The sequence below is a fragment of the Kitasatospora sp. NPDC090308 genome (assembly GCF_044769485.1).
Classification (GTDB): Bacteria; Actinomycetota; Actinomycetes; order Streptomycetales; family Streptomycetaceae; genus Kitasatospora; species Kitasatospora fiedleri.
The window spans coordinates 562,186-584,508 of the sequence record NZ_JBIVXY010000003.1; the positions used below are offsets into that span (position 1 = coordinate 562,186).

Genomic DNA, 22,323 nt, shown 5'->3' on the forward strand with positions numbered 1-22,323 from the left:
CGACGGGGCCGGGGAGCCGGTGGTGGGGGAGACGGTGGGGACCGATAGGGCCGGGGAGCCGGTGGGGGTGGAGGCGGTCGGGACGGGTGGGGCCGGGGAGTTGGCGGCGGCCGTCCGGGCGGCGGACTTCGCCCTGGTCGCCCGGCTGGTCGAGGCGATGACGGAGGTCCGGCGCCGGGCCGAACTGCCCCGGCTCCGGAAGCTGCGCCGCGAACTGCGCGACGGCGAGCACGCCCGGGGCGGCGCCGTGACCGCGCTGCTGATCGCCGGAGCGGTCTGCCACAGCGCCCCCTCCGGCGCCGCCGACTGGATCGGCGGCCGCGACTTCGACGTCCGGTCCTGGGCACAGCCCCCGCTGCTCGCCCTACTGGACGCCCGGCCCGTCCACTGGCAGCGCGAGGTGGCGCTCCGGCTGGCCCGCCGCCCCGCCGACCGCACCGGCTGGGGCGACCCCACCCCCTACGAGATCGCCGAACACCTGCTGCGCCGCAGCGGCACCCCGCCGCCCGCCGAACCCGGCTTCGTCACCGAGTGGATGCGCGACCGCGGCGACCCGGCCCCCCGCCCCTGGCTGCGCGCGCTCCCGCCCGGCCCCGACCTGTACGCCCGGCTCGGCGCGGACGGCTTCGCCCCCGTCCTCGCCCCGCTGGTCTTCGACGCCGACACCGCCCAGCACCTGTCCGGCCCCTGGGCCGCCAAGGACCCGGCGCAGCGCTGGCCCGCCGTGCTGGCCCGGCTCGCCGCCGACGGCACCGTCGACCGTCCCGCACTGATCGGCCGGGGCTTCGCCCGGCTGGTGCGCGGCGGCGGGACGGGCGAACTGCGCACCTACCTGGAGGCACTGCGGGCCCTGGAGCCCGACCCGGACGAACTGGCCGACAACCGGCGGGCGTTGCTGGCACTGCTGGACGGCCCCTCGACGGTGGCCGGGTACGCGCAGGAGTCGCTGATCGCGCTGGACGACGCGGACCGGCTGGTCGAGGAGGAGATCGCGGAGGCGTCCGAGGTGGTGCTGGCCCGGCCGGAGAAAAAGCTGGTCCGGGCCCAGTTGGGCTGGCTGGACCGGGTGGCGGCGCGCGGCCGGGCGGGACTCGCGCTGCGGGCGGTGGCCGACTGCTTCGGGCATCCGGACCGCCGGCTCCAGGCGCAGGCGCTGAGAGTGACCGGACGCCATGTCGCCCGTGCCGGAGGAGAGTTGATGGCCGAACTGCGGGCCGCGGCGCTGCTGCTCGACCCGTCGAACGCCGGAGTCGCCGCCGAACTGCTGGGAACGCAGGCGCAGTCGGCGCTGGGGACGGCTGCGGAGGTGGAACCGGAGCCGGACCGGCTGCCGCAGCCGCCCCGCCGGATCGCGATGCCCGAGCCGCTCGGTACGGCCGCGCAGGTCGCCGAGGAACTGGCCGCCGCCCTGGCCGCCGGTTCGGCCGTCTCGGCCACCTCGGCCACCTCCGAGGAGAGCGTGTCCTTCGAGCGCGTCCTCGACGGCCTGGCCCGCCAGGTCTGGGCCGACCGGGACGCGCTCACCGCCGCCCTCGCCCCCGTCCTGCCGGACGGCGAATGGCGGGTGCTCGGCCGACTGGCCGCGACCGCCACCGGCGCCATCCCCAAGCAGCGGGTCTGGCGCGCCCTGCGCTCCCGGCCGGCCCACCTGTTCGGCCACGCCGAATTCCGCGGCCCCATCGGCGAGTTCCTCGCCGCCCGGCTGCACGAGACCGCCTGGCGGCTCGCCGCCGACCCCGTCCCGTTCCTGCTCGCCACCCCCAGCTGGCGCAACGGCGCCCTGGAGGCCGGGGAGTTGGCGGCGCGGCTGGCCCGCTACGAGGAACTGGGCGTGCGGCCCGGGCCGGTGGACTTCGCCCAGTCCCTGCTGCGGACGGCGGGCGACGACGACCCGGCCACCCTGGCCGCCGCGGACCGGCTGACCTCACCCGCCGGTCGGCGGCTGGCGGCCTGGCTGCGCGCGGGCGGCCTGCCCCGGCGGACCTCCGCCCCGGTGCCGCCCGGCACCTGGACGTCCGGCGTCCGGTGCTCCGAGCACCGCCGCTACGCGTGCCAACCCGAGCTGACGGAAGCCGAGTCGGACCGCCTGGCGATACCCGCCCTGGACGTCCCCGGCGGCGGACCGGCGGACGCATCGGTGGGCGGGGGGCCGGTGTGCGGGCTGCCCCGCGAGGTGCGGGCCCTGCTCGGGCCGTCCGCGCCGTTCTTCCTCCGCTCCGCCGTGGAGAACAGCGCGCCCGGCGCCCGCTGGACCGCGCTGCTGCCGCACCACCGCGAGGAGTCGGCGCTCCGCATCACCGGCCTGCTCGCCGACTCCGCCCAGGACACCCCCGTCCGCGGCCACCCCCACCTGCTGCCCCTGCTGGCCGAGAACGGGGGCCCCTGCGGGTTCGCCGTCCACCAGGCGCTCGCCTACGGCCTCGGCGCGGGCCACGCGGAGGACCGCTCCGCGACCGTCGACGCGCTGCTCTCGCTGGCTGCCCAACAGCAGCTCGACCCGGCCGCGTTGGCCCGCGAGACGTCCGCGCTCCTGGCCCTCGGCGCGGTCAAGCCCAACCGCCTCGCCGCCGCCCTCGCCGAACTCGCCGACCCCGCCCCGCGACTGACCTGGAGCATCCTCGCCGCCCTGCTCCCCGACCTGCTCGACGGCGCGCCCCCGCGCGGAGCCGCCGACCTGGTCGCGGTCGCCGTCGACTGCGCCCGCCGCAGCGCCGCCCGCGGACCGATCGACGCGGTCACCCGCACCGCCGCCCGCCGGGGCGGCACCAAACTGCTCGCGGAGGCCCGGAACCTGGCGGCGCTGCTCGGCCGGGGCCGGTCCGGCGCGCTCGGGCGGACCTAGGTTCTGTCCGGTGGAGCGGGTGATCGCCTCGCACGGACCACTGTGTTGCTCGTGGAGCCGGGTGATCTCACGAACGACGAGTGGCTGCAACTGGCACCGTTTCTGCCGAAGGCCGGGTGCCGCGGCGGACGTCGGGCCGATCACCGGAGAGGGCCTCGGGCGTGTGCCAGCGGGGTCGCTCTCGCGTCCCGGCCATGGTCCGGCCTGTCGCGAACGCTTGCTGACGGGTCGGCTGGTGTTCCTGGGCCCTCTCCCCAAGCGCCTGCGCCTGCGGGTGATGGCCGGTGCTGACGAGGAACTCGAGCAGATCCTGCGCGAACCCCCATCCGGTGAGAAGAAGAGGACCAGGAGCTGTCCGTGCGAGCTGCTCAGGATCGGCGGTACCGGCGAACCACGGGAGCGCGGTGTCACGAAGGCGAGCTGCGAACTGCTCCAGTTCCGTCGGGCGCTCCTCGGCCGGGCCGGGCAGGGGCCGCGAGTTGCCGCCGGCCGGGAGGGAGGGAGGGAGGGAGGGAGTCGGCCCTGCTGTGCGATGCCCTCGGCCCCGACCTCTTCGAAACCGCCCTTGCCGTCCGCCGCGCAGGAGCGGAACTCTTCGCGATGGTCACCGACGCGGACGTGGTGGAGGCGGTCCGTCGGCGGTACCGACCCGTCCGGCCGGGCGGGTCAGTGGATCGTGCCCGTGGCCTGCTGAGCGGCGACGTACGTGCTGAGGTAGGGCGCGCAGTTCGACCTCGGGTAGGCCGACGGGATGGCGGCGGCGATGCCGCTCAGCACGGTCAGGTGGGTCTGGGTCTTGCTGCCCAAGGCCTTCAGCTGGGCCACGGTGGATTGGACCTCGGCCCCGAGTGCCCGGGGTTGTTCCACGCAACGGGCTGCCAACGCGGCGAAGGCCTGGTCGTACGCATCGGCGGTCTCGGTGGTGGCGCCCGCCGCCTGGTCCAGGGCGCGCAGCTCCTGGGCTGCGGCGGACAGGTCGGTTGCAGCGGGGGTCGGCAAGGGCTTGACGGTGACGGTGGTGCCGCTGCTGCAGGCGGCCAGCAGGAGAGTGGCGGTCGCGGCCAACACAATGCGCTGAGCGTTCATCATGTCACTTGACACTAGCCCGAGTTGGGGGATAGGGCGACTGATGCAGACGACATGGGCAGCTGGACCGCTCCGGCCACCGGGTGGAGTGCCGGGCGTGATCGGCGACTGGCGAGAGGACAGGATCGCTACGGCGCCGGCGGGGAACCCCACGGTGCTGCGGCGGTTGGATGCCGGGTTCGCGGTGACCGGGAACCTGCGGTTCCTGCCGGGATGCTCGGTGCTGCTGGTCGACGCGCCCGGGGTGCAGCGCCTGTCGGAGCTGCCGCGCGACAGGCGGACGGCCTTCACCCGAAGCACCGGATCAGTGGAGTCCACGCTCGCCATGCTCCAGTCGATGCGCCCCGGGGGGTCGGCCTCGGCCCGGACGGCCCGGAGGATCCTCACCCGCCGTTCGTGGGACCGCCCCGCCCCACGACCAGCAGAATGGTCCACGCGAGACGATCACATGATGCGCCGGACAGGACCTAGGTGTACTGACCACGGAGATTGGTGACGTGGTTCACGGAGTGGTGATCTTGAAATGAGTGAGGGCCTTCTGGCCAGGTGTGGATTGCGACATCTGCACCGGCGACCAGAAAGGCCCTCATGCCACACCGTAACGCACCGCTGACCGAGACCGGGCGGCTGCGGCTGGCCCGCTGCGTGGTGGAGGACGGCTGGCCGCTGCGGCGGGCCGCCGAGCGCTTCCAGGTCTCGCCGACCACGGCCAAGCGCTGGGCCGACCGCTACCGGGCCCTCGGCGAGGCTGGCATGAGCGACCTCTCCAGCCGGCCCCACCACAGCCCACGCAGGCTGCCCGCCCGCACCGAGCGGCGGATCGTCAAGGTCCGCGTCCTGCGACGGTGGGGCCCGGCCCGCATCGCCTACCTGCTGCGACTCAACCCGGCCACGGTCCACCGGGTCCTGGTCCGCTACCGACTCGCCCGACTCGCGCACCTCGACCGCGCCACGGGACACCCGGTGCGGCGCTACGAACGCGCCGCACCGGGCGAGCTGGTCCACGTCGACGTCAAGAAGCTCGGCAACATCCCCGACGGCGGCGGCCACCACGCCATCGGCCGCGAAGCGGGCCGCAAGAACCGGTCCGGCCCAGGCTACAGCTACCTGCACAACGCCGTCGACGACCACTCCCGCCTGGCCTACAGCGAGATCCTCGCGGACGAGCGCAAGGAGACCGCCGCCGCGTTCTGGACCCGGGCGAACGCCTTCTTCGCCCGGGCCGGGATCACCGTCCAACGCGTGCTGACCGACAACGGTGCCTGCTACCGCTCCCACCCATGGCGTGATGCCCTCGCAGCCGAAGGCATCACGCACAAGCGCACCCGCCCCTACCGGCCCCAGACCAACGGCAAGGTCGAACGCTTCAACCGCACCCTGCTCGACGAGTGGGCCTACGCCAAGCCCTACCGCACCGACCAGGAACGCCGCGACGCCTACCCCGCCTGGCTCCACACCTACAATCACCATCGCGGACACACCGCACTCGCAGGCCAACCACCCGCCAGCCGCGTCCCCAACCTCACAGGTCAGAACACCTAGGCCGGGCCGCCGGTCCGTTCGGCGGAGGGGGCGTCCGGGCGGGTGAGGGTGGCGGGGGTGTCGGGGACGGGGGAGAGGCCGTCGGGGAGCAGGAGGTCCACGCCGGAGGGGGGTGCGGCGACGGCGCGCCACCAGTGGGTGGCGGCGGGCGGGTCGGCGGGCTCGAAGGGGCGGCCGGGGCGGGGCATCGCCAGGGTGACGCCGGCGTCCTGGGCGGCGGCGAGGGTGCGCTCGGCGGGCTCCTCCCAGGGGTGCGGGGCGAGGTCGAAGGTGCCCCAGTGCACCGGGAGCAGCACGTCGCCGCCCAGGTCCCGGTGGGCCTGCACCGCCTCCTCGGGCGTCAGGTGCACCTCCGGCCAGTGCTCGGAGTACGCGCCGACCTGCATCATCGTCGCGTCGAACGGCCCGAAGCGGCGCCCGATCTCGGCGAACCCGGGGAAGTAGCCGCTGTCGCCGCTGTGGAAGATCCGGTGCCGCTTCCCCTCCACCACCCAGGACGACCAGAGGAACCTGCCGCTCGGCCGGGGCCCGCGCGAGCAGTAGTGGCGGGCCGGGGTGGCGGTCAGCCGCAGGCCGTCCAGTTCGGTGGACTCCCACCAGTCGAGGTCGACGATCCGGCGCGGCGACACCCCCCAGTGCTCCAGGTGCGCGCCGATGCCCAGCGGCACCGCGAACACCGCGTCGCCGGCCGCCAGCGCCCGGACGGTCGGCATGTCCAAGTGGTCGTAGTGGTCGTGCGAGATCACCACCACGTCCACCGGGCCGAGTTCGCTCAGCGGCAGCGGCACCGGGTGCAGGCGCTTGGGGCCGATCCAGTCGAACGGGGAGCAGCGCTCGCTCCACACCGGGTCGAACAGCACCCGGACCCCGTCCAGCTCGGCCAGCACGGTGGCGTGGCCCAGCCAGGTCAGCCGCAGGCCGGAGGCGGGCGGGGTGGCCAGCTCCACCGGGAGCAGGCGGTGCACCGGGACGGCCGCCGCCGGGGCGCGGCGGTTCGGGTCGACCGCGAGCTTGGTGCGCATCAGGGCCAGCGGGGTGTACGCGTACGCGAGGCGGCGGGTGGCCACCGGGTTGCGGAACGAGCCGTCCACGAAGTGCGGCGAGTTGCGGACCCGGTGCAGGCGCCAGCCGGCCGGGTCGGCGCCGAACGCGTCGGTGCGCATCCGCTGCCAGGTCTCCCGGGGCAGCGTCCGGTACGAGCGTTTCGCGTCGCGCAGCGCGAGTCCGGCCTCGGCGGCCAGTTCACCGGCGCGGAACAGCCAGGAGACGGGGCGGGACACGGTACCTCCACGGTCGGACACCCGAACGGCGGCGCACCGGGACGGCGGGACGCGGGGCGCCCCGCGGCATCGACGGCAGGCCGGAGGGCGACACCCGGGCAGCCGGAAGCCCCGGCGGCAGGCAGCGCATCTCGGACCTGGACATTACCGTCCAAAACCCCGCACAGCAGGCATTTGGTCGGCGGCGCGCCGGGGGGGCGCGACCGGTGCGGGCCCGTCCGGTGCAACGAGAACGGACCGCCCCGGGGTGCGGGACGGTCCGTGAAGACGCCGTGGAGGCGGAGGGCGGTGGGGGGCGGGGCCCGGTTCAGGCGGCCGGGTAGAAGCGGGTGATGGTCTCCGCGACGCAGTGCGGCTTGGCGCTCGCCTCGCTGGCGATGGTGAACCGGACCACGGCCTGCACGCCGCCCGGCACCTCGTCCGCCGAGACCAGGACCGCCGTCGCCCGGACCGCCGTGCCCACCGGCAGCGGGGCCGGGAAGCGGACCTTGTCCGAGCCGTAGTTGAGGGCCATCGCGATGCCGCCCACGTCGTAGCACTCCTTGGCGAGCACCGGGAGCAGCGAGAGCGTCAGGTACCCGTGCACGATCGTCCCGCCGAACGGCGTCTCCTTGGCGCGCTCCGGGTCGACGTGGATCCACTGGTGGTCACCGGTCGCCTCGGCGAACAGGTTCACCCGGTCCTGGTCGACGGTGTGCCACTCGCTGGTGCCGAGTTCGGCACCGACCGCGGCGGTCAGGTCGGCGAGCGAGGCGAAGGTCGTCACGGTGCGCTCCACAGGTGCGTCGGGGCAGGGACGGCCCGGGCAGGGGCCGCCCCGCAGAGTATGCCTACTCGCCGGTCACATGTCAGTGGGGTGCCGTCCGGGCGGCCCGGACGTTCCGGGCGGGTCAGGCGGGGTGGTGCTCCGGGCGGGCTCCGGGGAGGGCGGCGGCGGCGAGGTCGTCGAAGTCGTCGAGGTCGTCGAGGCGGTTGCGGTCCGCGTCCCGGTCCGGGAGGACGCGGCGGCCGGAGACCAGCTCGGGGCTGATCGCCACGTACTCCGGGCCCGGGTCCGGGATCCACGGGCGCAGGCCGCCGGAGCGCAGGGCGGCGCGCTCGCCCGAGTCCCGCACCACCTCGGCGCGGCCGTGCACCAGCACGCTCCAGCCGCAGCGCCCGGCCCGGTCGAAGTCGTCCACCTGGAAGGCGGCCACCGTGCCGTCCAGTGCCCGGGCCACCTGGGTGCCGGCGCGCAGGGCCAGGATCAGCCGCCCGTCCGCCGCCACCCGGAAGGCCACCGGGAGCACCGCGGGAAGCGCGTGCTCGGTGTACACCACCCGCCCCAGCGGCACGGTGCCGAGCAGCCGCAGGCACTCGGCCTCGCTGAGGTTCTCCACCCGGTCGTCACGGTCCATACCCACGATGGTGCCCCCGCCGGTCCGGCCCCGAACAGGGCCCATGGTCCCTGAGCTGGGGCTCATCGGACCGATTCCGCCCCGCACCGACACCCCTCGGCGATACCTTGGCCTCCGGCGGCGCCCCGGCGCGGCGTCCAGGTGTCCCGGCACCCCGAAGGCGGGGCGGCGGGACGGGCGCGGCGGGCCAGGGGCGGTACGGCAGGAAGGGGCGGTACGGGTGAGCGGTGGCATCGAACTGGTGGTGATCGGCGCGGACGGCGGCCCCGAACGCGGCCACGGCGGCTCGGCCCGCGCCGCCGACGGCGCCCGCGTCCTCGCCGACGCCCTCCCCGGCCGCACCTTCGACGCCGGCACCCGCGGCAGCACCGTCACCGGCCCCCCGGCCGACGCCGACGCCAACACCCTGCTCACCGCGCTCCGGCAGGCCGCCCAGCGCCCCGCCCGCTGGCTGGTGGTCTGCCTGGTCGGCCAGCTCGTCGCCGACCCGCGCGGCCGCCGGGTCGCCCTGGTCACCGCCGGCTCCACCCCCGACAACGCCTACCGGCGCGGCCTCGCCTGGGACTGGATCACCAGCGCCATGGTGCACGGCGAGCAGGAGGAGACCCTGCTGATCGCCGACGTCGTCGCCGACCGCGACACCTGGGCCGCCCTCCAGCGCGAGGACGGCGCGGGCGAGCTGCTCGCCCACTCGCGCGTCCCGCTGTGGGGCCGGATCGGCCGCTGGAGCGCGGGCCGGCGCGGCCGGGACGGCGTCCTGCCCGGCGCGGAGGGCTCGTTCAGCTGGGCGCTCGGCCGGGTCCTCGAACACGGCGTGCCCGGCGCACCCGCCGCCGTCGGACCGCTCGACCTCCAGCCCGCCGTGGAGGGGCAGTTGGGATGGGGGGACCCGGCCAATGCCGGGGAGGCCAGACTCCTGGTCCCGCGTGACGGGGGGAGACTCCTGATGCGCAATCGCGCCGCCGTGAGAGGAGCACTCGCCGGATTGCCGTTTTCCGATGAACTTTTGGCGGTTCTGTGGCGAGAAAGTGCCCCAACCGATCCGCCTTCCGCGTAAGGTCAGGACGCCCCGGGTGTTGCCGTGCCGGGGCGGGGTGGCGAAGAATCGACCTCCGAGCGACCTCAGAACGACACCGGGGACGGCAGACGACATCCGCGGTCCGGACCCACCACAGGTCCGGCCGCAACAAGGTGGGGCTATGCGGCAGCGCTCAATTCTGGTGCGCCCTGGGGCGATTGGGATCAGCGGGTGGCTTCTGCCATTCCTGCTGACGGCCTGTTCGGCCGGCGGTGCCGGGTCTGCGGACCGGCTCGGAACACCCTCCGCCAATCTCCCCCGGGCCACCTCCGACGCCACCACCGCCGACGCCGGCACCGGCAGCCCCGTCCCCCGGGAAGGCGCCCAGGCGCTGGACGGGAACGGCGCGGTGACGGCCTATCAGGGCTGGTGGGACGTCCAGGTCAAGGTGCTCGGGCGATCGGATTCGGACGGAACGCCGCTCCGGCAGTACGCCACCGGGGCCGCCTTCACCGACACCGTGATCTCGCTCACCCAACTGCACGACAACGGACTCGTCATGGTCGGGCAGCCGCGCACCTCACCCGTCCTCAAAAGCCTCGACCTGCAGGCGAATCCGCCCACCGCGACGATCGGGGACTGCCTCGACGTGTCCGGCTGGCACCAGGCGGACGCCACCAGCAAGGAGATCAAGGATCCGCAACAGCGGCTGTCGCGTTATCCGGCGACCGCCGTGATGAAGAAATACGGAAACCGCTGGCTGATCGCCGACTTCACCCGTGAGGTGGACAAGACATGCTGAACTCCGTCTGGCGAACCGCTATTTGTACACTGATCGGAACCGGATTGGCGGCCACGGCCGTTCCGGCGGCGCGCGCCGACGACGGCGTGCCCGCCCCCTGCGCCGACCGCGTCATCTGCACCGGCACCCACCAGCCGGGCAGCACCCCGACCGGCGGCGGTGGGACGTCCGGCGGGGGCGGGGGCGGCGAGGCCCTCTGCACCTGGAAGGGCAAGCAGGTGAAGTGCTGGCGCGACGACCTGGGATGGTTCTCGGAGGGCTGCTACTACTCGGAGGTCACCCCGCAGCCCGTGCCCGGGGAAGCCGTCTGGGACGGGCACACCAGCAAGGACGGCGCGATCTACCAGAAGGCCTGCGACCTCACCGGCGACCTGGTCAACTTCCAGGCCGCCGGCCAGGTGTTCCTCGCCCAGCCCCCCGGCGCCACGCCGCCCAAGACGCCCGCCCAGGTCGCCTACGACGCCCTGGTGTCGATCGAGGTCGCCGAGCCCGTCCTGCACGCCGCGCCCGCGGGGGACGCGGTGGTCGGCTCGCCGGTGTGGCTGTGGATCGACCCGGACCCGAAGGTGGTGGGGCCGCTGAGCAGCAAGCTGCCCGGGCAGGGGTTCGAGGTGACCACCACGATCACCCTCGCGGAGGTGGTCTGGCACGTGGACGACGGGCCGGGCGGGGTCCGGGAGTTCACCTGCAAGGACGCCGGGAACCCGTTCAGCCGGAGCGGGACGCCGACCTGCAGCCACGTCTTCACCGAGAGCTCGGCGCGGATGAAGGACAAGGCGTACAGCCTCAGCGTGACGCTGAAGTGGCACGTGACCGCGCGCAGCAGCGACCGCACCGCCATCGACATGGCCGACTACGACTGGTGGCCGACCTACACCGAGGCGGTGCTGAACGTGCCGGTCAACGAGGTCCAGGTGGTGAACTGACCCGGTCGGCGGCCGCGACGAGGACGACGCGACCGCCGACCGGGCCGGAGTCGACGTTCCATCACGAGTGAGAGGCCGCAGAGCGGTGGAGAACCGAAGCATGCCGACCCCGCCGCGCCGACTCGGCGCACGACGGCGGCGACCCGCCGTGCTGGCGATGGCGGCGGCGCTGATCGCGGCCGGCGGCCTGGGCGGGGCGGTGCTGTACAACAGCAGCGGGCAGCGGATCGCCGTGCTGGCGCTGGCCCGGGACGTGCCGATGGGGCAGGTGCTCGGCTCCGACGACCTGGTGGTCGCGCACATCGCGGGCGACCCCGCGCTGCACCCGCTGGACGCCCAGGACCTGCCGCGCACCGTCGGCCTGCGGGCCACCACCGACCTCAAGCGCGGGGCGCTGCTGGTCAAGTCCGACCTGACCAGCGACCCGGCGACCCAGCCCGGGCAACAGATCGTCGGCGTCTCCGCGAAGCGCTCCCAGCTGCCCGCCACCAGGCTCCAGCCCGGCCTGCAGATCCTGATCGTCAACGCGCCCGGCGGCAGCGGCGACGCCGCCACCACCCGCACCCCAGAGACGATGACCGCGGTGGTCGCCGCAGTGGGCAAGCCCGACACCGACGGCAGCACCGTGATAGACGTCGCCGTCGGCCCCGCCGACGGGCCCCGGCTGGCGCTCTGGGTGGCGGGCGGCAAGTTCCAGGTCATCCTGGCGCCCCGAACCGCCGGGGGCTCCTGATGACGGTGGTGGCCGTGCTCGGCGGGCCGGGCGCGCCGGGGGCCACCAGCAGCGCGCTCGCGCTGCTGCTGTCCTGGCCGCTGCGGCCGGGCCGCCGGGTGCTGCTGGTCGAGTGCGACCCGGACGGCGGCGCGGTGCTGGCCGGCGCGCTGGAGGGCCGGGTGGAGGCCGTGTACGGGCTGCGCAACCTGGCCGTCGCCGACCGGCGCGGGCTGCTCGCCGAGACGCTCTGGGAACAGCTGCTCGACGTCTCCCCGCAGGGCACCGGCGAACGCCTGCTGCTGCCCGGCCTCACCGACCCCGCCCAGGCCCCCGGCCTGGCCTACACCTGGGAACCCCTGGTCGAGGCCCTGCACGCGCTCGAACCGCAGGGCTACGACGTGCTGCTCGACCTCGGGCGCTCCGGCGCGAACGGGGCGATGGCGGTGCTGCCCCGGCGCGCCGACGTGGTGGCCGCCACCGTCCGCACCACGCTGCGCGGCCTCTCCGCCGCCCGGCCCCGGATCGCCGCGCTGCGCGAGGACCTCGACACCCACGGCACCGGCGCGGACGGCCTCGGCCTGCTGCTGGTCACCGAGGGCCCCTACCCCGAGCACGAGGTCGCCCGGCAGTTCCAGCTGCCCGTCCTCGGGGCGCTCGCCCACGCGCCGCGCACCGCCCGGGTGCTCTCCGACGGCGGCGACACCACCGACCGGCGCTTCATCCGCTCCGAGCTGATGCGCACCGCGCGCACCGCCGCCGACCGCATTCAGGACCTCGCCACCACCCGCCGCCGACGCCTCGGCGGCCCGCAGCCCGCCGTCCAGCACGCGCTGCCCCCGCAGCAGCCCGGCCAGCCGCAACCGCCGTTCGTCCAGCCGCAGCCTGTCCAGCCGCAGCCCGTGCAGCCGCAGCAGGCGGCGTCCCCGCAGGTGCCGCCTGTGCAGGTCCAGGTTCCGCAGCCGGTACCGCCGTTCGTGGCGGGTCCGGTGGCCGGGACGCCGTACCAGCAGCCGCAGCAACCACAGCAGCCTTACCAGCAACAGCAGCCGTACCCGCAGCAACAGCCTTACCCGACACAGCAGTTCCAGCAACATGGGCCGCAAGCCCCCTTCACGGGAGGCCAGTTCACGGGGGAGTGGCCGGTCCGGGTGGAGGCGCCGCAGATCTCGTACGCCGCGCCGCACATAGCGCCGCCCGCGGTGCCGCAGCCGCCCGCGCCCGCGCCGTTCCCGGGGCAGGCCGGGCAGGGCGGGCAGCCGGGGCAGGCGGAACAGGACGGCGAGGAGGTGTGGCGTGCGCGCTAGCCCGTACCAGGGGCCGCTGCCCCCGCAGCAGTCGGTGAACGGACAGGTGGTGCAAGGGGGTTCGGCCGACGCGGCGGGGCTGCCGTGGGCGAAGCCGCCGACGGCGGGGCCGGCCGGGCCGGTGGGGGCGGCGGGGGTGCCCGCGCTCTCGCCGGTCGGGGCGTCTCCGGCCGTGGACCCGCAGGTGGCGAGGGAGTTGAAGCGGCAGGTCGCGGCGGAGCTGCACCAGCAGCTGTCGCGGCTGTCCGAGGCGTCCGGGAGCGAGGCGGACCGGGCGACCCGGCGGCAGCGCGGCCGGGCGCTGATCGAGGAGGCGGTGGCCCGCTGGTCGGACGCGTACGCGCAGACCCACGGCATCCCGCCGACCCGGGAGCAGGACCGGGTGCTCGCCGAGGCGGTGTACGACCTGCTGTTCCGGGCCGGGCGGCTCCAGCCGTACCTGGACGACCCGGAGATCGAGAACATCCTGATCAACGGGTGCGACGACGTCTGGGTCTCGCGGGTGCACCAGCCGCTGCGGCAGGTCCCGCCGGTGGCCGACACCGACGAGGAGCTGATCGAGCTGCTCCAGGACCTGGCGCGCCAGCACGGCGGCGGCGAGCGCAGCCTGTCCACCGCCAGCCCGATGCTGGCGCTGCGCCTGGAGGGCGGGATGCGGCTGCAGGCGATGACCGAGGTCACGCCCCGCCCGTACGTGGCGATCCGCCGGCACCGGGTGGCCAGCGCGACACTCGCCGACCTGGTCCAACTCGGCACCGTGGACACCACCTTGGCGGCGTTCCTGGCGGCCGCGATCCGGGCCCGGAAGAACGTGATGATCACCGGCACCCAGGGCGTCGGCAAGACCAGCCTGCTGCGCGCGATGGCCGCCGAGATCCCGCCGGACGAGCGGGTCGGCACCCTGGAGTCGGAGTTCGAGCTGTGGCTGCACACCCTGGGCCACCTGCGGCAGGTCGTCCCGATGGAGGCCCGCGAGGGCAACGGCGAACGCGTGGACGGCCGCCTGGCGGGCGAGTTGACGATCGGCGAGCTGATCCCGGCGGCGCTGCGGATGACGCTGTCGCGGATCATCGTCGGCGAGGTCCGCTCCGCCGAGGTGGTGCCGATGCTGCGGGTGATGACCAACGGCGAGGGCGGCTCGATGTGCACCCTGCACGCCCGCGGTCCGCACATGGTGGTCGACCGGATCGCCGAACTCTGCCTGGAGTACGGCGCGCACATGACCGACACCCTCGCCTACCGGCTCACCGCCAACGCGGTCGACTTCATCGTGCACGTCGCGATGGTCGACGAGACCGCGGTCGGCGGGCGCCGGCACCGCTTCGTCTCGCACGTGCTGGAGGTGGCCGGCCTCGGCGAGTCCGGCCGCCCCGCGCTGAACACCGTCTTCGGGCCGCGCCCGGAGATCGGCGAGGTGCGGGCCGTCCCCGCCACCCCGCCGCACTGCCTGGACGACCTGCGCCGGGCCGGATTCGACGCGGGCCTGCTCGGCTCCCCGTACGGGGCCTGGAGCGCGCCGCTGTCGCTGCGGATCGGGGGGATGCGCTGATGCTGCTGTACGTGCTGTGCGGACTGCTGCTGGCCGCCGGGCTGGTGGCGCTGGCCGTCGGCCTGACCGGGCGGGCCGACGACGGGCCGGAGCGGGACAACCCGCTGGAGGGGCGGCTGCACACCCTCTGGTACGGGGCGCCCGGCACCGCCTCGCCCGGCATCGCCCGGCTGCGCCGGATCCAGCTGGCGCTGGCCCTGCTCGGCGCGCCGGGCGGCTGGCTGTTCACCGGCATCCCGCTGGTCGCGCTGCTCGTCCCGGCCGCCGTGTTCGGCCTGCCCTGGCTGTTCGACGCGACCCGCTCCGACACCCGGCGGATCGAACGGCTGGAGGCGCTCGCCGAGTGGACCCAGCGCCTGGCCGACGTGCTGCTGCTCGGCGTCGGCCTGAACCAGGCGATCGTGACCAGCCGGCGCACCGCGCCGGCCGCGCTGGAGACCGAGATCGCCGACCTGGCGGCCCGGCTGCAGTCCCGCTGGCGGCCCGAGGACGCGCTGCGCGCCTTCGGCGACCAGGTCGCCGACTCGACGGCCGACAAGGTGCTGGCCGCCCTGGTGCTGCGGGCCGGCGACAGCGGGCCCGGCCTGGCCCGGGCGCTGGCCGACATGGCGGACTCGGTGCGCGAGGAGGTCCGGCAGCGGCGCGCCATCGAGGCGGACCGCTCCAAGCACCGCACCACGATCCGCTGGATGGTCGGCATCATCCTGCTGGTCATCGTGATCGGCGCGTTCAACTCCCGCTACACCGCGCCCTATTCGACGGTGCTGGGCCAACTGGTGCTGGCCGTCGTGGCGGTGGCGTTCGTGGCGGTGATCGCCTGGATGCGCTCGCTGGCCCGGCACACCCCGCTGCCCCGGCTGCTGGAACCCGATCGCCGCTCCAAGACCGGCCGGCTGCCCGGCCACCGGGCCGCCGACGAGAGCGCCGCGGCCGAGGACGAAGCACTGCTGAAGGAGGCCCGGTGATCTCCCCCTGGGCGGTCGTCGCCGGCGGCGCCGCGGCCGGCGGCGTGGCCCTGCTGCTGGCCGAACTCCGGCCCGCCCCACCGGACCTGGGCCAGGCCCTGGACCGGCTGCACCGCGTCCCCGAGCCGCGCCGGGCCGAGGACGCCGACGTCGCGCTGCCCTGGTACGACCGGGTCGGCGAACGCTCCGGGCGGCTGCCCGGGGTGCGCGTCCCGCACCAGGAACTCGCCCTGATCGGCCGCAGCCCGGCCCGGTTCATGGCCCACAAGCTGCTGTTCGCCGCCCTCGGCCTCGCCCTGCCCGGCTACCTGTCGGTGATGGCCGCCGTGGTCGGCGACGGCCTTCCGCTCGCCGTCCCGCTGCTGGTCGGGCCGCTGCTGGCCGGACTGCTCTGGTTCGTCCCCGACGGCATCGTCTCCGGCGAGGCCAAGGAGGCCCGCACCGAGTACCTGCACGGCATCGCCGCCTACCTGGAACTCGTCGCGCTGGAACGGGCCGCCGACTGCGGGCCCGCCGAGGCGCTGCGCCGGGCCGCCTCGGTCGGGCGCGGCACGGTGTTCCGGCGGATCCGCGACGCCCTGGAGCGGGCCGCCACCGACCGGCTCCCGCCCTGGGACGGACTCGACGCGCTGGCCCGGGAGTTGGGCCTCACCCCGCTCCAGGACGTGGCCGACATCATGCGGATCTCCGGCGTCGACGGCGCCGCCGTCTACGACACCCTGCGGGCCCGCGCCAAGAGCCTGCGCGGCGAACTGCTCTCCGAGGAGCTCGCCAAGGCCAACGCCGACAGCGAACGGATGGTGGCCCCCGGCTCCGCCCTGACCCTGCTGATGACCGTCCTGATCGCCTTCCCGGCGGTCTACCAGATGCTCAACAGCGGCTGACCGCACCGCACCGCACCACTCCGTCCACCGATCCCCGACCCCAGACCCCGACCCCAGACCGAGCAGCGAACGAACAGCGCCACCCGTACCGAAGTCCCTTCCCGCGAAGTCCTGGAGACCACACCATGGCCCGAATCCGCACCGTGGCGACCGCCCTGCGGCCGCTGCTCCCGCTCCATCTCGTCCGACCCGTCGTCGAGTACCGCCTCGTCAAGCTACGCGCCGCCCGCGAGTCCGGCGACCGGGGCGCGATCAGCATCGAACTCGCCCTGGCGGTGATCGTGCTGGTCGCCATCGCCGGGACGGTCGTCTACGCGATCACCCAGCTCGGCCAGAAGGTCCAGGGCAACATCCAGAAGGACGTCCCCGCCGGCGGCACCGCGCCGTGATCCGCCGCCCGCACCGGCCCGCCACCCGGCCCGCACCGGCCGGGTGGCTCGCGCGTGCCCGCAGGTCCGACCGGGGCGCGATGGCGATCAGCCTCGCCATCGTGTTCCCGGCCGTGCTGTTCGTGATCCTCCTGGTGGTGCAGGCCGGCCTGTGGTGGTACGCCGAACAGGCCGCGCTGGCCGCCGCCCGGGAGGGCGTGGAGGCCGGACGGATCAACGGCGCGCCGGCCGGTGCGGGCGAGCAGCGGGCGAGCGAGTTCGTCGGGCGGCTCGGCGACGTGGTCGAGCTGGCGCAGCCGCCCCGGCAGACCGGCGGCGACCCGGACCTGTACCAGCTGTCCGTCACCGTGGAACCGCTCACCCTGTTCCCGTTCGCCGACCTGGCGATCACCAAGACGGCCGCCGCGCCCCGGGAGAAGTTCGTCGCACCGGGGCAGCCGTGAGCGCCCGGGGGAGGACCAGTGACCGGGGCGACCGCCCGGCCGGGGACCGGGGTTCGTTCGCGATCGAGGCGGCGGTCCTGGTGCCGGTGATCCTGAGCTTCGCGCTGATGGCGGTGGCCGCCGGACGGCTGCAGACCACCGGTTCGGTGGTCGACGCCGCGGCCCGCGCCGGGGCCCGGGCCGCCTCGCTGGCCCGTACCCCCGAGGGGGCCCGGCAGGCCGCCGCGGACGCCGTCGGGGCCTCGCTGGCCTCCCGGGCGGTGCGGTGCGAGGCCGAGCCGACCGGGGACCCGCAGTACGGCACGCTGGACACCGCCGGCGGCCAACTGGCCACCGTCACCGTCCGGGTGTCCTGCACGGTGCCGCTGTCCGACCTGATCGGGCTGGACGGCGTCCCCGGCCACAAGACCGTCACCGGCACGTTCACCTCCGTGCTGGACCGTTATCGGGGAAACTGAGGGGACGTCAACAGACCGTGGGGGGAGGGAACGTGGCCGAACGAGGCGTGAACGCCCGGGACCGGGGCAGCATTTCGGTCATGGTTGCCATCACCGCCGTCAGCCTGGTGGCCGTGGTCGGCCTGGTGCTCGACTTCGGCGGCCAACTGCGCGCCGTGGAACGGGCCGACGCGCTCGCCCAGGAGGCCGCCCGGGTGGCCGGTCAGCAACTCGACATCGCCCGGCTGCGCGCCGACGGCGGCTACCAGGTGGACGCGGCACAGGCCGAGTCCGCCGCCCGGGCCTACCTCGACGGCCAGGGCGTCTCGGGACGCGTCGACTTCCCCCGGTACCCCGACCTGAGCGAGATCAGCGTCACCGTCACCAGCACCTACCCGACCGCGCTGCTCGGCGTGATCGGCATCACCACACTCTCCGTGCAGGGGCACGGCAAGGCCACCCTGCTGCACGGCATCACGGAAGGGACGACCGGCTGATGGCCGCGCGCGGAGCCGACGACCAGCACCGCAAGGGCCGCCGCACCAGGCGGCCGGACCGCCCCGCCCCCGCCGCCCGCGGCGGACGGCACCCCGCCCCGACCCCCGTCGGGCGGGGCGGGCGGCGGGGGCGGGGCGGCTCGGCGCTGGCCGCGCTCGGCGCGCTGCTGGCACTCGTCCTGCTGCTGGTCGGGGTGCCCGCCCTGCTCGGCTACGGCACGCTCGCCGTCGCCGCGGCCGGCGACCCGGTCCACGGCGACCTGCTGACCGCGCTCACCAGCCCCGACGACGGCAGCCTGTTCCTGTGGCTGCTGGTGGGCGTCGGCTGGATCGGCTGGCTGTGCTTCCTGGTCTCCGTCCTGGTCGAGATCCCCGCCCAGCTGCGCGGCCGGGTCGCCCGCCGGATCCCCGCGTTCGGCTGGAGCCAGCGGATCGCGGCCGGTCTGGTCGGCTCCGTCCTGGCCCTGCTCCCGGTCGCCGGATCGGCCTTCGCCGCCACCCCCGAACTCACCCAACGCCCGGCCGCCGTCGCCCAGTTGAACGCCGCTCCGGCGTACGCCGCACTGCCCGCCGGAGCGCCCGCGGCCGCGCCCGCCGCCGACCCGCAGCAGCCGGTCTACACCGTCCGCGACGCCCGCCCCGCCGACAGCCTCTGGTCGATCGCCGAGCGCCAACTCGGCTCCGGCGAACGGTGGACCGAGATCGCCAAGCTCAACGCGGGCCGCCCGATGGACGGTTCGGGCACCCGCTTCGACGCCGACCGGCCGATCCAGCCCGGCTGGCAGCTGCTGATGCCCGCCGACGCCGCGCCCGACACCGGCCCGGCCGCCACCGCCCGCAGCACCACCGGCACCCCGCCCGCGCTCCCCGCCGCACCCGCCGCGCCCGCGCACGGCAGCGTCACCGTGCACTCCGGCGACTCGCTCTCCGCGATCGCGCAGCGGGAGCTGGGCGACGGCGACCGCTGGCCCGAGCTGTTCGAGGCCAACAAGGGCGTCGCCGCCCCCGACGGCGAGAAGCTCACCGACCCGGACGTGCTCGCCCCCGGCATGGTGCTCACCGTGCCCGGCGCGGCCCAGGCCCCGGAGAGCCCGGCACCGAGTGTGCCGAGCACGCCGACCGCGCCGAGCACGCCCGAGACCCCGGCGCCGGGCGCGCCGACCCCGCCCGGGTCGGAGGCCACCCCCGCGCCCGCGCAGTCGCCGCAGACGTCGCAGTCGCCGCAGGCCCAGCCCTCCGCCGCCCAGTCGCCCGCGCCGCAGGACTCCGCGTCCGCCACGAACCTGCCCGCCGTCCGCGAGCAGCACACCGCCGCCACCGGTGGCGACGACTACACCGTGGCGCTGGCGGCGTCCGGCCTCGGCGTGCTGATGGCCGCCGCGCTGATCACCCTGGTCGCCCGCCGCCGCACCGACCAGCAGCGGGCCCGCCGCCCCCGGCACCGGATCGCGCTGCCCTCGGCCGCCGCCGGCCGCTTCGAGGCGGAGCTGAAGGCCCGCCAGGACGAGCACGGCCTGGAACTGCTCAACCGCGCCCTGCGCACCCTGGGCCGCAACGCCGTCCGCGGCGAGAAGCGGCTGCCCGCCCTGGTCGCCGCCCGGGTCACCACCGTGGGCACCGTCGAACTGCACCTGGCCGCCCCGGCCGTGCCGATCGCCCCGTTCCGGGCCGCGCACGCCCCGAACGTGTGGTGGTGCCCGACCGACTCCACCGAGCTGCTGTCCGCCGGACAGGCCGCCAAGCACGCCGCCCCCTACCCGGCGCTGGTCACCCTCGGCGCCACCCCGGACGGCTCGACCGTCCTGGCCGACCTGGAGACCGTCCGGCTGGTCCACCTCTCCGGACACCCCGAGGACGCCGAGGACGTACTGCGCAGCCTGGCCGTCGAACTCGCCCACAGCCCGCTCGCCGACCGCCTGCACCTGCACCTGGTCGGCATCGCCCCCGACCTGCCCACCGCCGGCCCCGCCGCCGACCGGGTGCACCACCACCCCACCCTGGAGGCCGCGCTCGCCGCCCTCGGCCCGCGCACCGCCAAGGCCCGCGCCACCCTGATCGGCGCGAACGTCGGCAGCCCCCGCGAGGCCCGCAGCCGGGGCAGCGCGGACGAGGCGTGGCTGCCCGAGATCGTGCTGTCCGCGCAGCCGCCCACCGGCGGCGTGCCCGCCGAACTCGGCCGCCTGCTCGACGGCCGCCCCCGCACCTGCCTGGCCGTCCTCACCCGCGCCCCCGAGCGCGGCGCCGGCCCGGTCGCCCGCTGGACGCTCCCCGCCACCGGCCACGCCCCGCTGCCCGGCCTGCACCTCAGCGTCGAACTCCAGCGACTGAGCCGCGAACAGTACGCCCAGCTCGGCGAACTCGTCCGCGCCTCCGGCGACTTCACCCAGCACCCGGCCCCCGAATGGACCCTCGACGGCCCGCACAACGGCCCCGAGGACGAGCAGGAACTCCCGCTGCCCGTCCTCGCGCTGGCCACCGTCGGCACCGCGATCGGCGCCGTCCCCGGCCCGCTCGGCAACGGCTCGGGCGACGGCTTCGGCGGCGACTTGGGTAACGGCTTCGGCGGCGACCTGCTGGGCGTCGGCCCCGGTCCGGCGGACCCGGACACCGACGCGGGCGCGGGCACGGACACCGGCGGACGGGCCGATGGCACCCTCGACGCCCGCCTGATCGCCCTGCTCGGCGGCCCGACCGGCCCGGAGGCGAGCGCCGCGAGCGCTCCGCCGAAGCCCAGTCTGACCAAGCCGGCCGGTGGCGGTGGCGCGGGCGAGCGGCCGGACGGCGGCGAAGCGGCCGGGCCCCGGCTGCTGGCCCGGGTGGTGCCCACCGGCAGCAGCCCGTTCGCCGGGCTGGTCCCGACCGCCCCCACCAACCCGTACGCGGTCGTCCCGGTGACGCCCGTCCAGCCCGCCGCGCTGCCGCCCGCCGCCGCTGAGCCCGCCGTGCCCGCCGCGCCCGTCGAGCCGCGGCACGCCGCCAACGGCCAGGCCCGCAAGGCCACCACCCCGCCGCACGGCACGCCCGTCGACCCCCGGGTCGCCGCCGCCCTGCCGCAGGACGAACTCCCGCCCACGGCACCGCCGTTCACCGCGCCCGTACCTGCTCTCGAGTCCGCTCCCGAGTCCGAGGCCGAAAGCACCGCCGAACTCGACCCCGTGTCCGATTCGGTGCCCGCGCCCGCGCCCGCGCCCGCGCCCGCGCCCGCGTCCGACTCCGTCCCGGACGGCGGCACCCGTTCCTTCGAACTCGCCGCCCCCGTCGCCGTCCCGGTGCCTCCCGCCCCGGTGGACGCGCCGCCGGTGGTGCCCGAGCCGCTGCCCACCCACGACCAGGCGGCGGCGCCCGACCCGCGTTCCCCGGCCCGGCCGTCCGCCCGGCCCGGGAGCGGTCCGGCCCGCACCGACAGCGACGACCTGCTGGCGATCCTGCGCTCCCCGGAGGCCCACCACCTGCGCTCCGCGCCGCGCATCCGGGTGCTCGGGCCGGTGGACGTGCTCGGCGCGGCGGGCAGCGCCGACCCGGCGGGCCGCCCCCGGCTGACCGAGCTCGCCGCGTACCTGGCGCTGCGTCCGGGCAGCGAGCACACCACCGTCGACCGCGACATCCACCCGGGTGCCGCGCACCTCGACCCGCGGGCCACCGCCGAGCGGCTGGCCGAACCGCTGCCGGTCAAGATCGCCGCGCTGGCGGGCTGGCTGGGCACCTCCCCGGAGGGCCGCGACTACCTGGGCGGGCAGCCCGCCGACACGTACAGCCTGGCCCCGACCGTCACCTGCGACTGGGACGAGTTCCGCAGCCTGTACCGGCGCGGCATGCGCTCCACCTCCGCCACCGCCGACGCCGCCCTCGCGCACGCGCTGGCCCTGGTCCGGGGCGCCCCGTTCGCCGAGGCCCCGGCCGGGACGTACGCCTGGGCGGAGGCCGAACGCCAGGACATGCTGGCCGCGATCGTCGACACCGCGCACGAACTCGCCGCCCGCCGCCTCCAGTACGGCGACCACCGCACCGCCGAGGCCGCGATCTTCCGCGCCCTCGCCGTCGCCCCGGAGGTCGAACTCCTGCACCGCGACCTCTTCTACGCCTACGCCTCGGCCGGCGCCCGCGACCAGCTCGTCCGCTCCGTCAACCGCCTCGACGCCCTCAGCCGCCGCACCGGCCGCGACCTCGACCCGGACACCGTGGCCCTGCTCCGCGACCTCCTCACCGGCAGCTGACCGTCCCCGTCCCCCCGCCCGGGGGACGGGGAC

The 22,323-nt window shown here is 75.7% G+C and carries 19 protein-coding genes and 1 pseudogene; 16 read left to right on the plus strand and 4 right to left on the minus strand.

Going from position 1 to position 22,323, the window contains the following annotated elements; translation table 11 throughout:
• Nucleotides 1–34 precede the first annotated feature (34 nt).
• Nucleotides 35–2,842 carry a hypothetical protein gene (locus tag ACIQVD_RS10035; protein ID WP_402287511.1) on the plus strand — a complete coding sequence of 936 codons (2,808 nt, stop codon included), beginning with the start codon at nucleotides 35–37 and terminating at the stop codon, nucleotides 2,840–2,842.
• A gap of 666 nt (nucleotides 2,843–3,508) precedes the next feature.
• Here the strand turns inward: ACIQVD_RS10035 and ACIQVD_RS10040 are convergent.
• Complete coding sequence (locus ACIQVD_RS10040; RefSeq protein ID WP_400679947.1) at nucleotides 3,509–3,931, minus strand: hypothetical protein; 423 nt, start codon at nucleotides 3,929–3,931, stop codon at nucleotides 3,509–3,511.
• Nucleotides 3,932–3,971: 40 nt separating this feature from the next.
• Between ACIQVD_RS10040 and ACIQVD_RS10045 the strand changes: the two are divergent.
• A pseudogene (locus tag ACIQVD_RS10045) lies at nucleotides 3,972–4,310 on the plus strand (hypothetical protein); the annotation flags it as partial.
• A gap of 206 nt (nucleotides 4,311–4,516) precedes the next feature.
• Entirely contained in the window at nucleotides 4,517–5,470 is a 954-nt protein-coding gene (locus ACIQVD_RS10050; RefSeq protein ID WP_402287513.1) for an IS481 family transposase, read from the plus strand.
• On the opposite strand, the gene ACIQVD_RS10055 is transcribed toward ACIQVD_RS10050, so the two are convergent.
• From ACIQVD_RS10055 to ACIQVD_RS10065, 3 genes are all read right to left on the minus strand, one after another.
• Complete coding sequence (locus ACIQVD_RS10055; protein ID WP_402287516.1) at nucleotides 5,467–6,750, minus strand: MBL fold metallo-hydrolase; 1,284 nt, start codon at nucleotides 6,748–6,750, stop codon at nucleotides 5,467–5,469. The two genes, ACIQVD_RS10050 and ACIQVD_RS10055, sit on opposite strands and share 4 nt — an antisense overlap.
• Before the next feature lie 307 nt (nucleotides 6,751–7,057).
• A complete protein-coding gene (locus tag ACIQVD_RS10060) occupies nucleotides 7,058–7,516 on the minus strand; it encodes a MaoC family dehydratase (RefSeq protein ID WP_400679162.1) in 459 nt (152 codons plus the stop codon).
• A 124-nt stretch (nucleotides 7,517–7,640) separates the two neighbouring features.
• Nucleotides 7,641–8,147, minus strand: a complete 507-nt coding sequence (locus ACIQVD_RS10065) for a pyridoxamine 5'-phosphate oxidase family protein (RefSeq protein ID WP_402287518.1) — start codon at nucleotides 8,145–8,147, stop codon at nucleotides 7,641–7,643.
• 220 nt (nucleotides 8,148–8,367) lie between these two features.
• On the opposite strand from ACIQVD_RS10065, the gene ACIQVD_RS10070 reads away from it, so the two are divergent.
• From ACIQVD_RS10070 to ACIQVD_RS10130, 13 genes are all read left to right on the plus strand, one after another.
• Nucleotides 8,368–9,204: a hypothetical protein gene (locus ACIQVD_RS10070; RefSeq protein WP_100839459.1), complete on the plus strand. Its 837-nt coding sequence runs from the start codon at nucleotides 8,368–8,370 to the stop codon at nucleotides 9,202–9,204.
• A 142-nt stretch (nucleotides 9,205–9,346) separates the two neighbouring features.
• Nucleotides 9,347–9,967, plus strand: a complete 621-nt coding sequence (locus ACIQVD_RS10075; RefSeq protein ID WP_402287521.1) for a hypothetical protein — start codon at nucleotides 9,347–9,349, stop codon at nucleotides 9,965–9,967.
• Nucleotides 9,961–10,893 (plus strand): hypothetical protein, encoded by a 933-nt coding sequence (locus tag ACIQVD_RS10080; protein WP_400679168.1) that lies wholly within the window; start codon nucleotides 9,961–9,963, stop codon nucleotides 10,891–10,893. The genes ACIQVD_RS10075 and ACIQVD_RS10080 overlap by 7 nt, the downstream gene beginning before the upstream one ends.
• Before the next feature lie 100 nt (nucleotides 10,894–10,993).
• Complete coding sequence (locus ACIQVD_RS10085) at nucleotides 10,994–11,626, plus strand: SAF domain-containing protein (protein WP_400679171.1); 633 nt, start codon at nucleotides 10,994–10,996, stop codon at nucleotides 11,624–11,626.
• Entirely contained in the window at nucleotides 11,626–12,912 is a 1,287-nt protein-coding gene (locus ACIQVD_RS10090; RefSeq protein ID WP_402287525.1) for a hypothetical protein, read from the plus strand. The genes ACIQVD_RS10085 and ACIQVD_RS10090 overlap by 1 nt, the downstream gene beginning before the upstream one ends.
• Nucleotides 12,902–14,461, plus strand: coding sequence for a CpaF family protein (locus ACIQVD_RS10095; protein WP_400679174.1), 1,560 nt, complete (start codon nucleotides 12,902–12,904; stop codon nucleotides 14,459–14,461). Before ACIQVD_RS10090 ends, ACIQVD_RS10095 begins: the two co-directional genes overlap by 11 nt.
• Nucleotides 14,461–15,426, plus strand: coding sequence for a type II secretion system F family protein (locus ACIQVD_RS10100; protein WP_402287527.1), 966 nt, complete (start codon nucleotides 14,461–14,463; stop codon nucleotides 15,424–15,426). The genes ACIQVD_RS10095 and ACIQVD_RS10100 overlap by 1 nt, the downstream gene beginning before the upstream one ends.
• Complete coding sequence (locus tag ACIQVD_RS10105) at nucleotides 15,423–16,310, plus strand: hypothetical protein (protein ID WP_400679180.1); 888 nt, start codon at nucleotides 15,423–15,425, stop codon at nucleotides 16,308–16,310. The genes ACIQVD_RS10100 and ACIQVD_RS10105 overlap by 4 nt, the downstream gene beginning before the upstream one ends.
• 125 nt (nucleotides 16,311–16,435) lie before the next feature.
• On the plus strand, nucleotides 16,436–16,699 hold the full coding sequence (locus ACIQVD_RS10110; RefSeq protein WP_111551908.1) for a hypothetical protein: 264 nt from the start codon (nucleotides 16,436–16,438) through the stop codon (nucleotides 16,697–16,699).
• A gap of 80 nt (nucleotides 16,700–16,779) precedes the next feature.
• Nucleotides 16,780–17,142: a TadE/TadG family type IV pilus assembly protein gene (locus tag ACIQVD_RS10115; protein ID WP_402287531.1), complete on the plus strand. Its 363-nt coding sequence runs from the start codon at nucleotides 16,780–16,782 to the stop codon at nucleotides 17,140–17,142.
• A complete protein-coding gene (locus tag ACIQVD_RS10120; protein WP_400679183.1) occupies nucleotides 17,139–17,600 on the plus strand; it encodes a TadE/TadG family type IV pilus assembly protein in 462 nt (153 codons plus the stop codon). Before ACIQVD_RS10115 ends, ACIQVD_RS10120 begins: the two co-directional genes overlap by 4 nt.
• Before the next feature lie 47 nt (nucleotides 17,601–17,647).
• Nucleotides 17,648–18,076, plus strand: a complete 429-nt coding sequence (locus ACIQVD_RS10125) for a pilus assembly protein TadG-related protein (RefSeq protein ID WP_111551911.1) — start codon at nucleotides 17,648–17,650, stop codon at nucleotides 18,074–18,076.
• Nucleotides 18,076–22,290, plus strand: coding sequence for a LysM peptidoglycan-binding domain-containing protein (locus ACIQVD_RS10130; RefSeq protein ID WP_402287533.1), 4,215 nt, complete (start codon nucleotides 18,076–18,078; stop codon nucleotides 22,288–22,290). Before ACIQVD_RS10125 ends, ACIQVD_RS10130 begins: the two co-directional genes overlap by 1 nt.
• The last annotated feature ends 33 nt before the right edge of the window (nucleotides 22,291–22,323 follow it).